Origin of the sequence: Meiothermus sp., assembly GCF_037443965.1 — a bacterium.
In the GTDB taxonomy this organism is placed as follows: domain Bacteria; phylum Deinococcota; class Deinococci; order Deinococcales; family Thermaceae; genus Meiothermus.
Map to the genome: position 1 here is coordinate 1 of NZ_JBBINI010000007.1, position 17,748 is coordinate 17,748.

The following is a 17,748-nucleotide window of genomic DNA, read 5'->3' on the forward strand; positions in this document are numbered from 1 at the left end:
GGCCCGGTCGTTTGCAGGTTTCCTGGCGCGGGTGAACCTGATTCTGCTGGTGCACAACCTCATCCGCAGCCGTCTTCTGCTCAGGATGGCGGGGGTGGAAGGGTAGACTGCAGGTAGCACACGAAGGTATATTTTGGGTCTTTTACCCGCGGGAAGTATACCTCAATAAATGCGGAAACCCGGAGCAATCCTAAACCCAAAACTACCTAGATTAAGAAATGCTAATGCCTACCCACTCGAGGGTCTCTGCTCCATAGAGCGGCACAATGTAATCACGGTGTTGGAGCGGTTTTCAGAAAGAACCTTGTACTCCCGGAGTAGAAGGTTTGGTTTTCCTGGCAAACGGCGAGCTAGAACGGCCAAAACCACGATGCATCTGGAGGCACTATGGGAATGAAGTTTCTGGTGTTGTGGGAGTTGGACTTGTCGAGAGTGCGCGGCGATTTCGCCACTGTGATTATGCGAATGCCCGAGTACGCTCAAAAAATCCGCGATCAGGGCAAGCTGGTCGGGCGCTACCATATCGTGGGCAAGCATGGTGGAGCCTGGATCTACGATGTGGACTCCAACGAAGAACTCGAGCGCCTGCTGGCCATGGCACCCGTCTACAACTTTGCAAAGTACGGGGTGCTGCCCCTGGCCGAAATGGACACCCCCACGCACGTATTCAAGCCTGAGGAAAGCTGATCCGCTCTAAACCTGAAACACCCCTGCGTGCATCTGCTCACGATGGGGGTTCAGGGCGCAGACCTCGAGGCTCCGGATCAGGCGCTCGCGGGTCTCGTGGGGGAAGATGACCTCGTCCACCCAGAGCCGGGCCGCGGCATAACGCGGGTCGAGGGTCTCCTCGTAGCGGGCCTTGATGCGCTCGTAGAGTTCAACCAGGTCTTCCTCGCTGGGTTTGCGCCCTTCGCGCTCGAGCTTGGCGAGTTCAATTTCCATCAGGGTCTTGGCCGCGGCGTTACCGCTCATCACCGCGTACTTGGCCGAGGGCCAGGCGTAGATGAAGCGGGGGGCATAGGCTTTGCCAGCCATGGCGTAGTTGCCCGCGCCAAACGAACCCCCGGTGATGAGGGTAATCTTGGGCACCACCGAGTTGGAGACCGCATTCACCAGCTTGGCCCCGCGCCGGATGATGCCCTGCTGCTCCGACTCCTTGCCCACCATAAATCCGCTCACGTCCATCAAAAACAGCAGGGGGATGAAGCGTTGGTTGACCTCGAGGATAAAGCGCGCTGCCTTATCAGCGGCCTCGGCATAAATCACCCCCCCCACCTCGATCTTGCCGGGCTTCTTAATGATGAGGCGCTGGTTGGCCACAATCCCTACCGGGAAGCCGCCCAGCCGGGCATACCCGCACACCAAAGTCTGGCCGTAACTGGCCTTGTACTCGTGGAACTCCGAACCATCCACCAGCCGGGCGATCAGCTCGTTGATGTCGTAGGGCTTGCTGCCGTCGGGCGATACCAGCCCGTACAGATCCTCGGGCGGGTGAAAGGGCTCTACCTCGCTTTTGCGCTCCGCCGCCCAGGGGGCCAGGGTGGGCTGGGCGTACAGCGCGGCCAGGGCGCGTATGCGAGTGATGGCCGCTTCGTCGTCAGGTTCGTAGAAGTCCACCGTGCCCGAGACCTCGGCGTGCATGCGCGCACCGCCCAGCGCCTCCGAGTCCACCTCCTGCCCGATGGCCGCCTTGACCAGGGCCGGCCCGGCCAGGTACAGCCCCGAGCCCTCGGTCATGATCAGCACGTCGGTCATGAGCGGCAGGTAGGCCCCGCCGGCCACGCAGTTGCCCATAATGGCCGAAATTTGCGGGATGCCCAGCCCGCTCATGCGGGCGTTGAGGTAAAAAATGCGGCCAAAGTCGTCCTGGTCGGGAAATACTTCGTCTTGTAAGGGCAGAAAGACCCCCGCCGAGTCCACCAGGTACACCGTGGGCAGGCGGTTCTCGAGGGCGATGGTCTGGGCCCTTATCACCTTTTTGGCGGTGATGGGGAAGAAGGCCCCGGCCTTCACGGTGGCATCGTTGGCGATGATCATCCAGTCCCGACCGGCGATTTTGCCGATGGCGGTCACCACCCCGCCGCCCGGCGCCCCCCCCCAGTCGGGGTACATCTGCCAGCCTGCATAGCCCAGGATTTCCTCGAGCTCGCTTCCCGGGTCAATCAGGCGCGCGATGCGCTCACGGGCCGTGAGGCGCCCCTTGGCGTGCTGGCGCTCCACCGCTTTGGGGCCCCCACCCTGCCGCACCTGTTCCAGCGAGGTGCGAAAATCGGCAATTAGCCGCACCCAGGCATCTTTGTTTTGCTTGAAAGCACTTGATTCACGCTCTTTGGGGCTGATGTGGCTTTGAATCATAGTCAAAGTCTACCGTTTTTTTGTCGGTAGGCTGTAATTCCGTCAGGTGTGGTGGCTGGGCCATATGGTTCATAATTCGGTTCAAGCGCCCTGGATTTCACAGCGCAATGCTGGAAATCCAAAGTTGTTGGTAAAGTCGTTATGAGCACTGCTAGCCAACGGTACACTAGGGCGCTGGCTGGCTGTTATTTTTCTGCACATCAACTGGGAGATAAATCCAGAAGCGGGCGCCACCTTCTGCGCGGTTTTCTACGCCCACGCTTCCTCCGTGGGCTTCGACCAGTGCCTTAACAATGGCCAGTCCTAGACCAGACCCACCGCCTTCACGGATTCTCGAGCTCTCCACCCGGTAAAACCGCTCAAAAAGGTGGGGAAGGTGCTCGGGGGCAATGCCAGCGCCGCTGTCGCAAACCTCGAGCACCGCCAGGTGTCCCTTCCGACCAAGCCGTACCGAAACCCGCCCTTCAGATGGGGTGTGGCGCAGGGCATTGTCCAGCAGGTTGTGCAGCACCTGCTGCAACCGCTCGGGGTCGGCTGAGAGCGCCACAGGCTCGAGGCTGGCTTCCAACCGCACCCCGTGGGTCTCGGCCCTGACCTGAAAATTAGCCAGTACGTCCTCCACGAGATCGTTTAGAGAAATCATCTTGGTTCGAAGTACCAATTGGCCGTGGTCCGAGAGCGAGAGGGTGCGCAAATCCTGCACCAGTCGGGTTAGCAAATCCACCTCCGCAACCAGGCGGCGGAGGTTCTCTGGCGAGGCTTCCAACAAACCGTCCGACATGGACTCGAGGTCGCCCTTAAGCACCGTGAGCGGGGTGCGCAGTTCGTGGGCAATGTCGGCCACCATCTGCCGCTCGCGCTCCTCTTTAGCCGCCAGCTCGGTAGCAACATCGTTGAAAGCCCTGCCCAGCTCCACTAACTCGTCTTTGCCCTTAACTGCTACCCGAACATTCCGCTCACCCCGGCCAAAGCGACGGGTTGCCACTGTGAGCGCCTGGACCGGCTGTACCAATCGAAAAGCCAAGTAAGTACCCACGCCCAGCGCCACCACCAAGGCAATTAGGGTGGAACGCAGGCTGGATTCCTGTAGTTGGGCCAGCAGTAGCTGTCGCCCACGGCCGGGAACTGCACCTGGAAACTGGGTTCCGCTACGAACCGTCTCGCTACCCGCGACAAATTGTTGAAAATGGTCTCGAGCCTGCTGATACCCTAGCCAACCTGTGAGCCCAGCAGCGGCCCCAGCCACCAAGGCGAACGCCAGCGACAGCCGAACCACCAGTTTCATCGTTGTCTCCGAGCCCAATCAATCACACCGGACCCCTCTACACCCCACCCGTGCCGCTGACGCTAAGCCGATAGCCGACCCCGCGCACGGTCTCGAGCTGCTCACCGCAGGAACCCAACCGCTCGCGCAGGTTCTTGATATGCACATTGATCGTGCGTTCGTCGGCAACCGAATCGCCCAGCGCATCCATTAACTCCAGCCGCGTGAAAACCTTGTTTGGGTGAGCGGCCAAAACCGCCAGCAAGCGAAACTGAGTGGCCGTAAGGGCCAAGGTTTCCCCCTGGCATCGGGCCTGGAAGGCTTCGAGATTCAGTTCCAAACCCCCCACCTGGTAATGCTGGGGTGGTTTGATCTGGCCTTTGCTGCGACGCAATACCGCCCTGACCCGTGCGACAACCTCACGGGGATTGAAGGGCTTGACGATATAGTCATCGGCCCCCAGTTCCAGTCCCAGTAGCCGATCCACATCCTCGGCCCGCGCAGTGACCATCAGGATGGGTACTTCCGATTCGCGGCGGATACGCTTGCTAACTTCCAAGCCATCCATCTCAGGAATCATCAGGTCCATCAGGATCAGGTCGGGCTGGGCCGCTCGCCACAGCTCGAGCGCGCGCTTTCCGCTGGCTGCCCGCTCGGTACGGAAACCCTCGGCCCGAAGGTAGCGCTCGAGGACATCGGCAATGCGAGGCTCATCCTCCACAATCAACACCAGTTCTCCGGCCATAGATATGTTTATGGTATTGCAGTCACTAAGCGTTTCCAAAGTATGTTTGTCACAGCATCAGCCCGACGCATTTCTGGGTACTTCGCCATTCATTTGGCTGTTGGCTCTGGCAGCAAAACCGCCATAACATGGGCGGAAGCCCCTCGTAAGGGGCCTCCGCTCGAGGTGGGTCAATCGCACCTATCGCCATCTGGGGCCTTGCCGCCAGCCACCCATCGGATTGTTGCCAAACTGACCAGGGCCGGCTCCGCCAAACCGCCCCTGCATCGGGGTATTTTGGAAGTTAGGGCCACCCAGTCCACGGCCTGCACCCTGCACCCACATCTGTGACTCGACCTGCAAGCGCACTGTCTGCATCTGCTCGGCGCTCAGGCTACCACCCTGCTCGGCGGCCGCCTTGAAGAAGTTAAGATGCGCCACCAACGAGGCCCGCTTAAGATTTTCGAATACTCGAGTGAGGTCGGGGTAACCGCTTACAGCCGCCAACAGCTTGTCGTACATGGCAGCATTCTCAACCTCGGTATTGGCCTCTGCTTCAGCAATCGCCTTGAGGTTCGAGGGCAGGCTGATTTTCCCCAGGTAAGGGTTGGTGGTGGGATACGCCACGCCGTACTTCTCGAGCTGCCGTTGCAAAGCCGCAATGTGCTGGGCCTTGGAGTCGCGGATGCTCACGTAAGGCTCAATGGCTCCGTATTTTTGAATCACGGCATCATAGGTCGCGTAGGCTGCATACTCACCTACAGGCCCGGTCAAAGCTTCCAGCAAGGCCTCTTTGGCTTGCGGGCTTAGAAGGGCCGAAAGGTTGGCAGTATTGACCCTAGGACCCAGTCCCCATTGGGCAAAACCCAAAGCCAAAACCCCCGTCAGCAAGGTCATCAGAACTACTCTCTTGGACATAAAGCTCCTCTCCTTTCTTTCCGCCCATACCATAGCGCGCAGCAGATATAAACAGAGCAAAGGTTTGGTGAATATTTGATATAGCTGCAAGCAAGCGTACCGGAAGAAAAATCACTCAAACTTCAGCGTCTTATCGGACTTAAAGTGCGGTCGGTTTGCTGCAAAGCGGTTTTCGACCTCACACTCGCGCGGCCAGTGTTCCATCAAGCAGAAAGCCCACCTCGAGCGTGGGCTTTCAGACAGTCAGACAGGCTTTAGTGGGCAGGGGTTGGGAACTCACCCATGATGATTGCGGCCAGCTCGCTGGGCAGTTTGCCGCTGCGACCCGACAGGGCCAGCTAGCTCTCATCGGGGCTGGTAACAATCCCTTGATCCGCCAATCGTTTTAGCGCTGTCTGTAACTCAACCTTGTTCTCGTCGGCCCAGGATTTCACCGTGTACTTGCCAAAGCCCCGCTTGGTGCTAACTTCAGAGGATGTAGCTGCTTCCGCAGGCGGGTTGACCACAGACCCAGTTTGGGATGTGGATGGCGCTGCGGCAGCGGTTTCGGGATGCACCTCGGTCTCTTCAGGAATGAAGTAACCCGCGCTGCGGCCCCGGTTCTCCCAGAAACTCGACATGCTCTCGCTCAGATCCATCACCTGTTTCACGGGCGGCCAGTTATAAAGTGAGCCCAGGGCGAAGAATACGGTCAAAAGCAGGGCTACCAGCAGTTCACGCTTGAAGGCAAAGGTTTTGGTCGAGCGGTTTTTCAGGTACGAAAGAATGGGCCGCCAGTTGAACACGATGTGGGTAGCCAGGATGGGAATCCAAAGCAAACCAAACACCGTGTGAATGGCCTCCCACTGGGTTTTGTTGAGCCACAACAACTCCCAACTCATGGTCTGGGCCACCCGACCCGATGGGGCGAAGTAAAGAGTCAACCCCGAAATAAACTCCAATAGCACCGAGCTAACCAAAAACAGGGAGATGAAGTTCCGGAAGTAAAACTTCCCTTGCCGAACCTTTGGGTTGCTGTTTGCGCTAGTCATCTTGACCACCTCGAGGCTTACTATGCATCCACCGCAGTAAAGCCAGGGCAAAGCTTTGGTAAATTTTCGGTATACGTATTGTTTGCCCTCACCAGGACATATCCCAGCGGCGCGTATACCAAACATTCATCATTTATTTCTCCTCGCTTCACCTTTTTTGTCGAAATCTGAACTTGTTTGTGGCCCTCTGGAGCAGGCAAGCCCTGATCCGGCCAACAACTGGAGGTATATATGCGCAAAGCTCAGTTTTTCTTGGGTAAGAGCTTCATCCCAATGCTCTTTGTGCTCCTGGCATTCTTCAATTTGGGGCAGGCCCAGACCGACGAGGCCAGCAAAATCCAGGCGGCTCGAGCCGCCACCGAGTCTGTTTTCGACCTAGGACGTTATCTGAGCGATATTCTGACCCTCGAGGAAAAATACCCCAAGCTGGCCTTGAGCAAAGAACAAGCCAAACAACTCTTCCCCATCCTGCAGGAGATAAAAGCGGCTAAACGGCTTACCAACGATATCGCCCAAAAAATCCTATCCCGGGTACAGGCTGTTCTAAACCTAGAACAGCGCAAACAACTCGTGCAAATTGCTGCCCAGCGCGTCCCTGGTAGTGAGGGTGGTTCGCCTGGGGCCAACCGTGCGCAGTTTCTGAGCTACGCCGAAGGCGGGCCATTCAACCCAATGACCAACTCCAAAACAGAGCTGGGAAAGGATTTTGCCAAACTCTTTGCCTCGATTGAGAAGCGCATCCGCTAAGATTGATGCGCTACCCGAATGGCCATTACTGGTTATGGGAGTTTCAAGCTAGCACCTATGGGGTGTAGAGGGCATTGGGAGGAGAAAGGACGACCTTTAGCGGGCTGCGCGGGTGCATGAATGCCAGAAAACCCAGGGATTCTGGAAGGGTTGATTGTACCGTTTGTGCCGTATGATTGAGGCATCTATGCGCAAGCGACTCGTAGCTGGCAACTGGAAAATGTACAAAACCCCCTCCGAAGCCCGGATGTGGTTCCGCGACCTAATCGCCAAACTACCCCAGACCCAGGCCGAACCGGCCCTGCTGGTATCCTTCACCCATCTACCCTATGCCGCGGAAGTCCTCGAGGGGCACGGGGTGTACTGGGGCGCGCAGGATACCTCGGCCCATAGCGAAGGGGCCTACACTGGCGAGGTTTCAGCAAAAATGCTGGCTGACCTAGCCTGCAAATACACCATCGTGGGGCACTCCGAACGACGCAGCTACCACGCCGAAACGGACGCGCTGGTAGCCGAAAAAGCCAAGCGCCTTCTGGAGCAAGGTATCACCCCCATCCTGTGCGTGGGCGAGCCACTTGAAATCCGTGAAGTGGGCAGCCATGTTGAACACACCTTAAAGCAGCTAGAAGGAAGTCTAGAGGGTATAAATCCCTCTTCGGCAGCACAATTGGTCATTGCCTATGAGCCCGTTTGGGCCATCGGCACCGGCAAGACCGCTACCCCCGAGGATGCCGAAGCCATGCACCGCGCAATTCGCGGCTGGCTGATGGCCCGCTATGGCGCGGGCTTCGCCGACGAGATGCGCATACTCTACGGCGGTTCGGTCAAGCCCGACAACGCCGCTGCACTCTTTGCCCAGCCCAACATTGATGGTGGGTTGGTGGGGGGCGCTAGTTTGAAGCTCGAGGACTACTTGAAACTGCTCACGGCCTGACCAGGAGAAACTATGCGTGCTTGGATCATGTTGTTTTTTTCGCTCAATGCCCTAGCCCAGACAGCCGATGTGGTGCAACGCACCTACCGCTGTGCCGGGGGTGTGCAGATTCGGGCCGTCTACCAAAACAACTTCGACCGGGTAGGCGTGGTGTTCAATAACCAGACCTATGGGCCGCTGTTTCAAGTGGTGGCAGCCTCTGGGGTGAAATATTCCGATGGACGAGCTTCCTGGTGGACCAAGGGCTCAGGAAGCACTGAGGAAGCCTTTTTGATGAGTGAGCGCACCGGGAAGATGCTGGCGCAAGGTTGTCGACCTGTTCGCTGATGCCGGTTTACATTGGCAGGCTCGAGGTAGATGATGGCAACCCTCCACCCCCGTACCCAGCTTTCCAAAGAAAGTGTCTTCTCCCATATGAGCCGCCTGGCCGCACAACATGGGGCCATTAATCTAGGGCAGGGCTTCCCGTCCAACCCCCCACCGGCTTTTTTGCTCGAGGCCGCCCGGCGGGCTATCGGAACCGTAGACCAGTACACCCCACCGATTGGCCTAGCCAAACTGCGTGAGGCCATCGCAGAAGACCTGGGCGTAGCCCCGGAAAACGTGGTGGTGACGGCTGGGGGCACCGAGGCATTGCATGCGCTGGCCGAATCACTCTACGGCCAAGGCGATGAAGTCGTCATGTTTGAGCCTTATTTTGACGTGTATATACCTCAGACCCGCATGGCCGGCGCAGAACCTGTGATGGTGCCGATGCGTCTCACCGACCGCTGGGAGGTAGATCTACCGGCATTGGAGCGGGCCATTTCGGTACGTACCCAGGCCATCCTGCTCACCAACCCTTACAACCCTACCGGCTCGGTTCTCTCGCGTACCGAGGCCGAACAGATTGTGACTCTGGCCCGTAAGCACGACCTGTGGATTATCAGCGACGAAGTTTACGACGAACTATACTTCGCCACTCCACCCGTCAAGCTACGTGAACTCGCACCCGAACGGGTCTTTACGGTGGGCTCGGCGGGCAAGCGCCTAGAAGCCACCGGCTGGCGCATCGGCTGGATTATCACACCCCATGCCTTGGCTCCGCAGGTGGCAGGTATGCGCCAGTGGAGCAGTTTTTGCTCGGCGGCCCCCCTGCAAGCTGCCGTGGCCGAGGCGCTGCCAATAGCCCGTAAGGAGGGCTTCTACCAGCACCTGCGCGAAAGCTACAGCAAGCGCAAGGATTTGCTGGAACAAGGGCTCCAATCCCTTGGGCTAAATACCTTCTCCCCTGCCGGAACCTACTTTTTGACCGCAATTTTGCCCGAGCTCGAGGCCGAGACCCTGGTGCAAGAGTGCAAAGTAGCTATCATTCCTGGCTCGGCTTTTTATTTGCACAACCCGGCCCCCGATGGATTATTTCGTTTTGCTTTTTGTAAAACCGCCAGCGAAATCGAACAGGCCCTCGAGCGCCTCGAGGCCTATCTAAAACGTCTAGCCCTACGATAGAATATTTCGCCCAGCCTGCCTCGGGATTGCGCAAATTTGTTAAGTTCGTACCATCGTTCACGATATGCCGCTCGTGAAAAATGTCTGTATAACATCAAACGCATAACCCATACGGCTAACCTATGTTCGGCTAGACTGAATTGCGTGGAGACAGTTCAATACCTCGACGATACGGGCAAACCGTTGCGGGAAGTCCCTTTTAGCAACGAGGAGTTGCTCAGGGGTTATCGGGCCTTGCGCCGAGCCAGGCACTTCGATGAGCGGGCCTTGGTGTTGCAGCGGCAGGGCCGGCTGGGGGTCTACCCGCCTTTTCGTGGGCAGGAGGCGGCCCAGGTGGGAGTCGCACTTTGCTTGGAGGCCCGCAAAGACTGGCTCTGCCCCAGCTACCGCGAGACGGCGGCGGCCATCACCTTCGGTATGCCGCTTTCTAGGCTTATTTTGAGCTGGCGGGCCGACCCGGCCGGGTGGTGTATCCCAGACGATGTGAACATGATTCAGTTTTATATCCCCATCGCGACCCAGATGCCCCAGGCGGCTGGGCTGGCCTATGCCGAACGCCTCAAGGGCAGTGACGCGGTGGCAGCGGTCTTCATCGGAGACGGTGGCACTTCTGAAGGGGATTTCCACGAGGGGCTGAACTTTGCCTCGGTGTTTGATGCACCCTTGCTGGTGGTGGTGCAAAACAACGGTTGGGCCATCAGCGTTCCCACCCAAAAACAAATGAAAGTGCAGCGCATCGCCCTCAAAGCGCAGGGATATGGAATACCGGGGGTGGTAGTAGATGGCAACGATCTGGTGGCGGTGTGGAGCGTGGCCAAGCAGGCCGTCGAGCGCGCCCGCCGTGGCGAAGGCCCCACGCTGATCGAGGCAGTGACCTACCGAGTGGCCCCGCATACCTCCTCCGACGACCCCGGACGTTACCGCACCGAGGAAGAAACCGCACGTTGGCTGGGCCGCGACCCAATTGCGCGGATGAAAGGCTACCTGGAGCATCTAGGGCTGTGGAACCAAGCGAAGGAGGCCGAGCTGACCGAGGAACTCGAGGGTGAATTTCTGGCTGCGGTGGACGAAGCCGACCAGGCTCCCGAGCCCAAGCCCTGGGAAATTGTGGAGCAAGTCTACGCCGAGATGCACCCCGATCAGCAAGCCGCCTGGAACTACCTGCGAGGTGAGCCATGATTGCCGAGCGCGAAACCCGCGTTCTCAACAACGTACAGGCCATCAACGAAGCCCTGGATCTGGCCCTGGCCAAAGACCCCCGGGTGGTGCTCTTTGGCGAGGACGTGGGCACCATGGGGGGGGTGTTCCGGGCCTCGGATGGCCTGATGCAAAAGTACGGGGAGAAACGAGTTTTCGATACGCCTTTGGCCGAGAGCGGCATCGTGGGGTTTGGCATCGGCCTGGCGATGGCTGGATTGCGTCCTGTAGCCGAAATTCAGTTTGCCGGGTTTTTGTATCCAGCCCTGGATCAAATCCTCTCGCATGTGGGGCGTATGCGCCACCGCACCCGTGGGCGCTTTACCATTCCCATGGTCATCCGCGCCCCCTACGGCGGCGGCGTCAAGACCCCCGAGCAGCACGCTGACAGCCCGGAAGCCATCCTGGCCCACGTACCGGGGGTCAAGGTGGTGATCCCCTCCTCGCCCGAGCGGGCCAAAGGACTGCTGCTGGCGGCCATCGAAGACCCCGACCCGGTGTTTTTCCTGGAAGCCATCAAGCTCTACCGGGGTGTAAAGGCCGAGGTACCGGAGGGCTACTACACCCTGCCCATTGGCAAAGCCCGGGTGGTACGGGAAGGCAGTGCTGCCAGCTTGCTTTGCTACGGCGGCATGGTGGAGGTCTGCCTCAAGGCTGCCGAGGTGGCCGCGCGGGAGGGGGTGGAGCTCGAGGTGGTGGATATCGAGACCCTGGTACCCCTCGATACCCCAACCATCCTGGCCTCAGTGCAAAAAACCGGTCGGGCGGTGGTAGTCTACGAGGCCATGCGCACCGGAGGTTTTGGCGCAGAAGTTGCCGCCCGCATCGCAGGGGAAGCCCTGGACTACCTGCAAGCCCCCATATTGCGCGTCGCTGGCTGGGACGCCCCCTATCCGCCCTTCAGCGCGGTGGAGAACTTCTACCGCCCGGATGCCAAGCGGGTCTTGGACGCAGTTCGCAGGGTATTAACGCACTGACACAAGCAACACATAGCCAACTGAGCGACAATTACCTGTGTTCTTCTGTATCTGTCCAAACAAGCGTTTGTTAGAATAACCGCCATGAAACTCAGCAGTTATGCGGTCGGAGCTTGGCATCCGGGCTTGGATGATGGAACCCTGGTAGCTGACGCGGTCTATGGACAGCCAGTGGCTCTGGTGAGCAGTAAAGGGCTGGATTTTGCGGCTATGGTCGAACACGCACGCCGGGTTGGCAGCCCCAATCTACAGCGCTACACTTTCCACGAGCGGGCCGCCATGCTGCGGGCCCTGGCCCAGTACCTCACCGAACGTAAGGAGGATTTCTACCAGCTCTCCTTCAAAACCGGCACCACCCGCCGCGATGCTTGGGTGGACATTGACGGCGGCATCGGCACATTTTTTAGCTATTCCTCACTGGTCCGGCGCGAGCTACCCAACGAGCGCTTCCTAGCCGAGGACGACCCCCTGACGCTTTCCAAGCAGGGCACCTTCCTAGGGCGGCATATCCTGGTACCCAAAGAAGGCGTGGCGGTGCACATCAACGCTTTTAATTTCCCGGTCTGGGGAATGCTGGAGAAGCTGGCCCCGGGCCTTATTGCCGGGGTTCCGGCCATCGTCAAGCCGGCCACCCAGACGGCCTACCTGACCGAGGCGGTCTTCCGGGCCATGATCGAGTCGGGAATTCTGCCGGAGGGGGCCATCCAACTCATCTGCGGCGGCATCGGCGACCTGTTCGAGCACCTTAACGAGCAGGACAGCGTCACCTTTACCGGCTCGGCTGCCACCGGGCGCAAGCTGAAGGTACACCCCAGCCTGGTAGCCAACGCCGTACCCTTCAACATGGAGGCCGACAGCCTGAACTGCTCGATTCTGGGGCAAAGCGTGGCGCCAGGCGACGAGGAGTTTGAGCTATTTATAAAAGAAGTTGCCAACGAAATGACCGTAAAAGCGGGGCAAAAATGCACCGCCATTCGCCGGGTGATTGTGCCCACAGACAAGGTCGAGGCTGTTGCGGAGGCACTCAGCAACCGTCTTTCCAAAGTAGTGCTGGGCGATCCCAGCCGCGAGGAAGTAGGCATGGGGCCCTTGGTGGGGGCAAGCCAGCGCGACGATGTAGCGGCGGTGGTAGCGAAACTGCGAGAAGGCTGCGAGGTGGCCTTCCAGGGTTCACCCGAGCTTTTGGGCGGCGACTGGGAAAAAGGCGGCTTTATGGCCCCCACCCTGCTCTACAGCCCCAAACCCTGGGAGAGCGGGGCGCACGACCTCGAGCCTTTCGGCCCGGTAGCCACCCTGATGCCCTACAAGGGCCTGGACGAGGCCATCGCCCTGGCCCGCCGGGGCAAAGGCAGCCTGGTGGGCAGCATCGTGAGCTACAACCGGCAGGAGGCTCGCACCCTCTTCTTCGGCTGCGCCACCCATCACGGGCGCATGCTCATCCTCAACCGCGAAAACGCCCAGGAGTCCACCGGCCACGGCTCTCCCCTGCCGCTGCTGGTGCACGGCGGGCCGGGCCGGGCCGGGGCCGGCGAGGAGTTAGGCGGGGTGCGCGGCATCAAGCACTACCTCCAGCGCTGCGCGGTGCAGGCCGACCCCACCACCCTGATGGCCCTGAGCAACGAGTACGTGCGCGGGGCCGCGGTGCGCGAGGATGTGGTGCACCCCTTCCGCAAGTACTTTGAAGACCTGGAGATCGGCGAGAGCCTGCTCACCCACCGCCGCACCGTGACCGAGGCCGACATTGTGAACTTCGCCAACCTCACCGGCGACTACTTCTATGCCCACGTGGACGAGATTGGGGCCAGAGACTCGATCTTTGGGAAGCGGGTGGCCCACGGCTACTTCCTGATCTCGGCGGCGGCGGGTTTGTTTGTGAGCCCGGCGCCGGGGCCGGTGCTGGCCAACTACGGCCTCGAGCACCTGCGGTTTATCGAGCCGGTGGGCATCGGCGATACCATCCAGGCCCGCCTCACGGTCAAGTCGAAAAGCGCCAAAGACCCCAAACCCGGCGAGCGGCCCACTGGGGTGGTGACCTGGGCGGTGGAGATCTTCAACCAGGAGGGCAAGACCGTAGCCCTCTACGACATCCTGACCCTGGTAGCGCGCAAGCCCGCAGCTTATACCAATCCCTGCGCTTGAAGGGCGCTAAACACGCCCTTCACTTGCCGCGCCACGAGGCGCGTCCGAGGGTCTCATACGCATTTCGGTAGTATCGCTCACTTTGACAAGCCTAAACGATACCACCGAAATGCTTTTCTACTCCCTTCGGTCGGCTTGAATCACGTCCAACGGTGAAGGATTCAAGCGGAAACGGTATCACCCGCTGCTTTTTGGATCACCCACAAACAGAACTGCTTTACAATTCCACAACCTCGGCCTGATAGCCCTTCTCGCCCCGCACCAGCCGGCCCAGGGGCGGCCCCGGCTCGTGGGTGAAGCAGAGCAGGTAGCCGCCCTCGAGCCAGCGCGCGTAGAGCTTTTTGCGGGTCTCGAGGGTGGTCATGGGATAGAGGTCGAAGGCCGGGATGTAGAGGAGCGGCGTCTGCACCCGCAGGGCCACCAGGTCGCCGGTGTAGGCCAGCCGCTGCCCCTCCGAGGCCAGCTCCACCACCTGCATCCCCAGGGTGTGGCCCGGCGCCGGCAGCACCCACAGGCCGGGCAGCAGCTCAGCCTCGCCCTCCACCACCTCAAAACGCCCCTGCTCGGCCAGGGGCTCCACGTTTTCTATGCGGTAGCTGGCCTGGCTGCGCTCGTGGGGGTGCAAAGCGTTCTCCAGCTCCTGCTTTTGCACGATGTGACGGGCCTTGGGAAAGGTGGGCAGGAGCCGCCCCTCCACCAGACGGGTGTTGAGCCCGGCGTGGTCGAAGTGCAGGTGGGTGTGCACCACCAGCGAGATGTCCTGCGGCTGCACACCCAGCAGCGCCAGCTGATCCAGCAGCGGGTTGGTCTCGCTCAGGCCGTAGAGGCGACGGAACTTCTCGCCGGGTTTGCGATCAATACCAGTCTCGATGAGCACCCAGTGCCCACCCGCACGCACCAGCAAAGGGTTCAGGCCCAGGCGGATGCGGTTCTGTTCGTCTGGGGTCACCAGCTTCAACCACAGGCTCCTGGGCACGATGCCAAACATTGAGCCGCCATCCAGCCACAGCTCGCCGTCGCTCAGAATCCAGAGGTCGAAGTTACCGAGCTTGTGGTACAGGATGGGGCGCATTGGAGATGATTATCTCAGGTTCGAAGGCCGCCAGTCTACGCTGCATGACAGCGACTGCATCCGGGCTCTGATCCACCAGCAAAAACCCCCGTCCATGGCGGGCCGCCGCCTCGCCGGTGGTGCCGGAGCCAGCGAAGAAATCCAGCACCACCTCGCCGGGGTTGGAATGCACCCGCACGATGCGCTCCAGCAGTTTGAGGGGTTTTTGAGTGGGGTAGCCGGTCTTCTCCTTGGAGGAGGTGGGTACGATGGTCATCCACCAGACGTCGGTGGGGGTTTTACCCCTCGAGGCCTTCTCCGGCCCGGCCATCTTGGGGGCCAGGTAGGGGATGCGGTCAATGGCCTCGTAGTTAAAGGTGTACTTTTGCGGGTGCTTGGCGTACCAGAGGAGGGTGTCGTGCTTGGCCGGCCAGCGGTTCTTGGAGCGGCCGCCGTAGTCGTAGGCCCAGATGATCTCGTTGATGAAGCTCTTGCGGCCAAAGATCTGATCCAGGAGCACCTTCACGTAGTGCACCTCGCGGTAGTCCAGGTGCACAAATAGCGAACCGTTCGGGGTGAGCAGCCGATGGGCTTGCTCGAGCCGGGGGCGCAGGAACTCCACGAAGTCGTCGTACCGGTCGGGGTAGACGGGGGCCTCGAGGGCCTTGGTGCGGTAGCGCTTACCCCCAAAGCCGCGACGCAAACCCTGTTCGTCGGCCACTGCACGTATGCGGCGCCGTTGCTGGGTTTTGCGGGTGTTGAAGGGTGGGTCGAGGTAGATGAGCGGGAACGAGGCCTCGGGTAAGGTGCGGATGTAATCCAGACACTCCGCCTGCACAATGCGCCGCATCGGCCCGATTCTAGCCCATGAACTGGCCGACCGCACCCTGCAGGCCCGCCCGCACCTCGCTCAGCACCTCCGCCAGGCCCCGCCCCTCCTCCAGCGCCCGGATCAGGGCGCTGGCAATCACCGCCCCATCGGCGGCCTGGGCCGCTTGTTGGGCAGTGGCCCGGTTGGAGATGCCAAAGCCAATCGCCACCGGTACGTCGGTGAAGCGCTTGATGCGCTGCACCAGCTCGGGCAGGCCCTCCGGCAGCCGATCCCGCGCGCCGGTCACCCCGGCCACCGAGACGGTGTAGACAAAGCCGGTGCAGTGAGGGGTGACAGCCTGGATGCGGGCCTCGGTGGATGTGGGGGCCAGCAGGAAGGTGGTCTCGAGGCCCGCCCGCTGGGCCAGCGACACCAGCCTGGGGTCTTCGTCGGGGGGCAGGTCGGGCAGAATCAGGCCGCTGGCCCCGGCCTCCTTGAACATCTGAAAGAAGGCCGCCGGGCCCACCGCCAGCACCGGGTTGATGTAGGTCATCAGAAAGAGGGGCTTGTCGGTTCGGGCCCGGATCTCCCGCACGAACCTGGCCACCTCGGCCACCCGCAGCCCCTGCCGCAGGGCTTGCTCGGAGGCCCGCTGGATCACCGGCCCGTCGCCTAGGGGGTCGGAGTAGGGCAGGCCCACCTCGAGCAGATCGGCATAGGGCAGCACCTGCTCCACGATTTCCAGGTCGCGCCCGCGGCTGGGGTAACCGGCCATCACGTAAGGAATCAGGGCCGCCCGTCCCTCGGCTTTGGCCCTGGCGAAGGCTTCGCGGGTGGTCATGCCGCACCTCCTTTGGCCTCCATCAGCCGCATCACCTCCACCACGTCCTTGTCACCCCGGCCCGAGAGGTTGATGACCACGATCTGCTCGGGCTCCATCTCCGGGGCCAGCTTGGCCGCGTAGGCGATGGCATGGGCCGACTCCAGGGCCGGGATAATCCCTTCCAGGCGGCACAGCAACTGGAAGCCCTCGAGGGCCTCCTCGTCGCTGATGCCCACGTACTCGGCCAGGCCCTGCTCGGCGTAGTAGCTGTGTTCGGGGCCCACACCGGGGTAATCGAGGCCCGCCGAGACCGAGTGGGCCGGCAGAATCTGGCCGTCGTCGTCGTAGAGCAGGTACATCTTGGCCCCGTGCAGCACCCCCTTCCGGCCCGCCCCGATGCTCAGGCTGTGCAGGCCCGAGGCTTGGCCGTGGCCGGCGGCCTCCACGCCAATCAGCCGGGGCCGGTTCTCCTGGTAGGCAAACGGCGCAAACACCCCAATGGCGTTGGAGCCTCCACCCACGCAGGCCAGGATTACATCCGGGTTCTCGCGGCCCTCTTTCTCCAGGAGCTGGGCCTTAATCTCCTCGCCCACCACGCTCTGGAAGTCGCGGGCCATGGCCGGGTAGGGGTGCGGCCCCACCACCGAACCGATGATGTAAAAGCTGTCGCACACGTTGGTCACCCAGTCACGGATGGCCTCGTTGGTGGCGTCCTTGAGGGTGCGGGTGCCGCTCTCCACGGGGCGCACCTCGGCCCCCAGGAGCTTCATGCGAAAGACGTTCAGGGCCTGCCGCCGCACGTCCTCGGCCCCCTGGTACACCACGCACTCCAGGCCCATCAGGGCCGCCACCGTGGCCACCGAGACGCCGTGCTGGCCCGCGCCGGTCTCGGCGATCACCCGCTTCTTGCCCATGCGCTTGCACAGCAGGGCCTGGCCCAGGGTGTTGTTGATTTTGTGGGCCCCGGTGTGGTTCAGGTCTTCGCGTTTGAGGTAGATCTTGGCCCCGCCCAGGTGCCGGGTCAGGTTCTCGGCGAAGTAGAGGGGGCTGGGCCGGCCCACGTACTCGCGCAGGTAGTAGGCGTACTCGGCCAGGAACTCGGGGTCTTGTTTGTAGTGGAGGTAGGCCTCGGTGAGTTCTTCCAGGGCCGGGATCAGGGTCTCGGGCACGTAGCGCCCGCCAAACTCACCGTAGCGGCCCCGGGGGTCGGGTAAAGGGTAGCTGGGTAGCTGCATAGGTTCCTCGCAAAAATTTGGGTGGGTGTCAAAAGAAAAGCTCGAGGCCGTGAC

17 protein-coding genes are annotated in these 17,748 nt (G+C 60.9%); 8 read left to right on the forward strand and 9 right to left on the reverse strand.

Translation table 11 applies throughout. The features are described 5' to 3' along the window. Nucleotides 1-387 precede the first annotated feature (387 nt). Nucleotides 388-687: a muconolactone Delta-isomerase family protein gene (locus WKI89_RS05520; protein ID WP_337868175.1), complete on the forward strand. Its 300-nt coding sequence runs from the start codon at nucleotides 388-390 to the stop codon at nucleotides 685-687. A 6-nt stretch (nucleotides 688-693) separates the two neighbouring features. Here the strand turns inward: WKI89_RS05520 and WKI89_RS05525 are convergent, their stop codons facing one another. From WKI89_RS05525 to WKI89_RS05545, 5 genes are all read right to left on the reverse strand, one after another. Further along, entirely contained in the window at nucleotides 694-2,355 is a 1,662-nt protein-coding gene (locus WKI89_RS05525) for an acyl-CoA carboxylase subunit beta (RefSeq protein WP_337868176.1), read from the reverse strand. Between the two features lie 166 nt (nucleotides 2,356-2,521). After that, nucleotides 2,522-3,640 carry an ATP-binding protein gene (locus WKI89_RS05530; RefSeq protein WP_337868177.1) on the reverse strand — a complete coding sequence of 373 codons (1,119 nt, stop codon included), beginning with the start codon at nucleotides 3,638-3,640 and terminating at the stop codon, nucleotides 2,522-2,524. Nucleotides 3,641-3,677: 37 nt separating this feature from the next. Then, nucleotides 3,678-4,364 (reverse strand): response regulator transcription factor, encoded by a 687-nt coding sequence (locus WKI89_RS05535; RefSeq protein ID WP_337868178.1) that lies wholly within the window; start codon nucleotides 4,362-4,364, stop codon nucleotides 3,678-3,680. A 180-nt stretch (nucleotides 4,365-4,544) separates the two neighbouring features. After that, on the reverse strand, nucleotides 4,545-5,261 hold the full coding sequence (locus WKI89_RS05540) for a hypothetical protein (protein ID WP_337868179.1): 717 nt from the start codon (nucleotides 5,259-5,261) through the stop codon (nucleotides 4,545-4,547). Between the two features lie 338 nt (nucleotides 5,262-5,599). Next, entirely contained in the window at nucleotides 5,600-6,292 is a 693-nt protein-coding gene (locus WKI89_RS05545) for a DUF4405 domain-containing protein (protein ID WP_337868180.1), read from the reverse strand. Nucleotides 6,293-6,523: 231 nt separating this feature from the next. Between WKI89_RS05545 and WKI89_RS05550 the strand changes: the two genes are divergently transcribed. The 7 genes from WKI89_RS05550 to paaZ all read left to right on the forward strand — a co-directional run bounded on the left by WKI89_RS05550 (nucleotide 6,524) and on the right by paaZ (nucleotide 13,774). Beyond that, nucleotides 6,524-7,039, forward strand: a complete 516-nt coding sequence (locus WKI89_RS05550) for a hypothetical protein (protein WP_337868181.1) — start codon at nucleotides 6,524-6,526, stop codon at nucleotides 7,037-7,039. Between the two features lie 187 nt (nucleotides 7,040-7,226). Then, the gene (gene tpiA, locus WKI89_RS05555; RefSeq protein WP_337868182.1) at nucleotides 7,227-7,973 is read left to right on the forward strand and encodes a triose-phosphate isomerase; all 747 of its coding nucleotides are present in this window, start codon (nucleotides 7,227-7,229) and stop codon (nucleotides 7,971-7,973) included. 12 nt (nucleotides 7,974-7,985) lie between these two features. Continuing rightward, nucleotides 7,986-8,300, forward strand: coding sequence for an MliC family protein (locus WKI89_RS05560; RefSeq protein ID WP_337868183.1), 315 nt, complete (start codon nucleotides 7,986-7,988; stop codon nucleotides 8,298-8,300). A gap of 33 nt (nucleotides 8,301-8,333) precedes the next feature. Next, complete coding sequence (locus WKI89_RS05565; protein WP_337868269.1) at nucleotides 8,334-9,461, forward strand: aminotransferase class I/II-fold pyridoxal phosphate-dependent enzyme; 1,128 nt, start codon at nucleotides 8,334-8,336, stop codon at nucleotides 9,459-9,461. Nucleotides 9,462-9,605: 144 nt separating this feature from the next. Beyond that, on the forward strand, nucleotides 9,606-10,640 hold the full coding sequence (pdhA, locus tag WKI89_RS05570) for a pyruvate dehydrogenase (acetyl-transferring) E1 component subunit alpha (protein ID WP_337868184.1): 1,035 nt from the start codon (nucleotides 9,606-9,608) through the stop codon (nucleotides 10,638-10,640). Beyond that, the gene (locus WKI89_RS05575) at nucleotides 10,637-11,635 is read left to right on the forward strand and encodes an alpha-ketoacid dehydrogenase subunit beta (protein ID WP_337868185.1); all 999 of its coding nucleotides are present in this window, start codon (nucleotides 10,637-10,639) and stop codon (nucleotides 11,633-11,635) included. Before pdhA ends, WKI89_RS05575 begins: the two co-directional genes overlap by 4 nt. 84 nt (nucleotides 11,636-11,719) lie before the next feature. Beyond that, on the forward strand, nucleotides 11,720-13,774 hold the full coding sequence (gene paaZ / locus WKI89_RS05580; protein ID WP_337868186.1) for a phenylacetic acid degradation bifunctional protein PaaZ: 2,055 nt from the start codon (nucleotides 11,720-11,722) through the stop codon (nucleotides 13,772-13,774). Nucleotides 13,775-13,991: 217 nt separating this feature from the next. On the opposite strand, the gene WKI89_RS05585 is transcribed toward paaZ, so the two are convergent. From WKI89_RS05585 to trpB, 4 genes are read right to left on the reverse strand one after another with little or no spacing between them, the layout of a single operon-like run. Further along, nucleotides 13,992-14,846, reverse strand: coding sequence for an MBL fold metallo-hydrolase (locus WKI89_RS05585; protein WP_337868187.1), 855 nt, complete (start codon nucleotides 14,844-14,846; stop codon nucleotides 13,992-13,994). Further along, entirely contained in the window at nucleotides 14,815-15,675 is an 861-nt protein-coding gene (locus tag WKI89_RS05590; RefSeq protein WP_337868188.1) for a site-specific DNA-methyltransferase, read from the reverse strand. Before WKI89_RS05590 ends, WKI89_RS05585 begins: the two co-directional genes overlap by 32 nt. 10 nt (nucleotides 15,676-15,685) lie before the next feature. After that, entirely contained in the window at nucleotides 15,686-16,477 is a 792-nt protein-coding gene (trpA, locus tag WKI89_RS05595; protein WP_337868189.1) for a tryptophan synthase subunit alpha, read from the reverse strand. Next, nucleotides 16,474-17,694 (reverse strand): tryptophan synthase subunit beta, encoded by a 1,221-nt coding sequence (gene trpB, locus WKI89_RS05600; RefSeq protein ID WP_337868190.1) that lies wholly within the window; start codon nucleotides 17,692-17,694, stop codon nucleotides 16,474-16,476. Before trpB ends, trpA begins: the two co-directional genes overlap by 4 nt. Between the last annotated feature and the right edge of the window lie 54 nt (nucleotides 17,695-17,748).

Bases quoted from the DNA above. Each gene is read 5' to 3' on its own strand.
- WKI89_RS05520 (WP_337868175.1), top strand. From the start codon at position 388: ATGGGAATGAAGTTTCTGGTGTTGTGGGAGTTGGACTTGTCGAGAGTG.
- WKI89_RS05525 (WP_337868176.1), bottom strand. From the start codon at position 2,355: ATGATTCAAAGCCACATCAGCCCCAAAGAGCGTGAATCAAGTGCTTTC.
- WKI89_RS05530 (WP_337868177.1), bottom strand. From the start codon at position 3,640: ATGAAACTGGTGGTTCGGCTGTCGCTGGCGTTCGCCTTGGTGGCTGGG.
- WKI89_RS05535 (WP_337868178.1), bottom strand. From the start codon at position 4,364: ATGGCCGGAGAACTGGTGTTGATTGTGGAGGATGAGCCTCGCATTGCC.
- WKI89_RS05540 (WP_337868179.1), bottom strand. From the start codon at position 5,261: ATGTCCAAGAGAGTAGTTCTGATGACCTTGCTGACGGGGGTTTTGGCT.
- WKI89_RS05545 (WP_337868180.1), bottom strand. From the start codon at position 6,292: ATGACTAGCGCAAACAGCAACCCAAAGGTTCGGCAAGGGAAGTTTTAC.
- WKI89_RS05550 (WP_337868181.1), top strand. From the start codon at position 6,524: ATGCGCAAAGCTCAGTTTTTCTTGGGTAAGAGCTTCATCCCAATGCTC.
- tpiA (WP_337868182.1), top strand. From the start codon at position 7,227: ATGCGCAAGCGACTCGTAGCTGGCAACTGGAAAATGTACAAAACCCCC.
- WKI89_RS05560 (WP_337868183.1), top strand. From the start codon at position 7,986: ATGCGTGCTTGGATCATGTTGTTTTTTTCGCTCAATGCCCTAGCCCAG.
- WKI89_RS05565 (WP_337868269.1), top strand. From the start codon at position 8,334: ATGGCAACCCTCCACCCCCGTACCCAGCTTTCCAAAGAAAGTGTCTTC.
- WKI89_RS05575 (WP_337868185.1), top strand. From the start codon at position 10,637: ATGATTGCCGAGCGCGAAACCCGCGTTCTCAACAACGTACAGGCCATC.
- paaZ (WP_337868186.1), top strand. From the start codon at position 11,720: ATGAAACTCAGCAGTTATGCGGTCGGAGCTTGGCATCCGGGCTTGGAT.
- WKI89_RS05585 (WP_337868187.1), bottom strand. From the start codon at position 14,846: ATGCGCCCCATCCTGTACCACAAGCTCGGTAACTTCGACCTCTGGATT.
- WKI89_RS05590 (WP_337868188.1), bottom strand. From the start codon at position 15,675: ATGCGGCGCATTGTGCAGGCGGAGTGTCTGGATTACATCCGCACCTTA.
- trpA (WP_337868189.1), bottom strand. From the start codon at position 16,477: ATGACCACCCGCGAAGCCTTCGCCAGGGCCAAAGCCGAGGGACGGGCG.
- trpB (WP_337868190.1), bottom strand. From the start codon at position 17,694: ATGCAGCTACCCAGCTACCCTTTACCCGACCCCCGGGGCCGCTACGGT.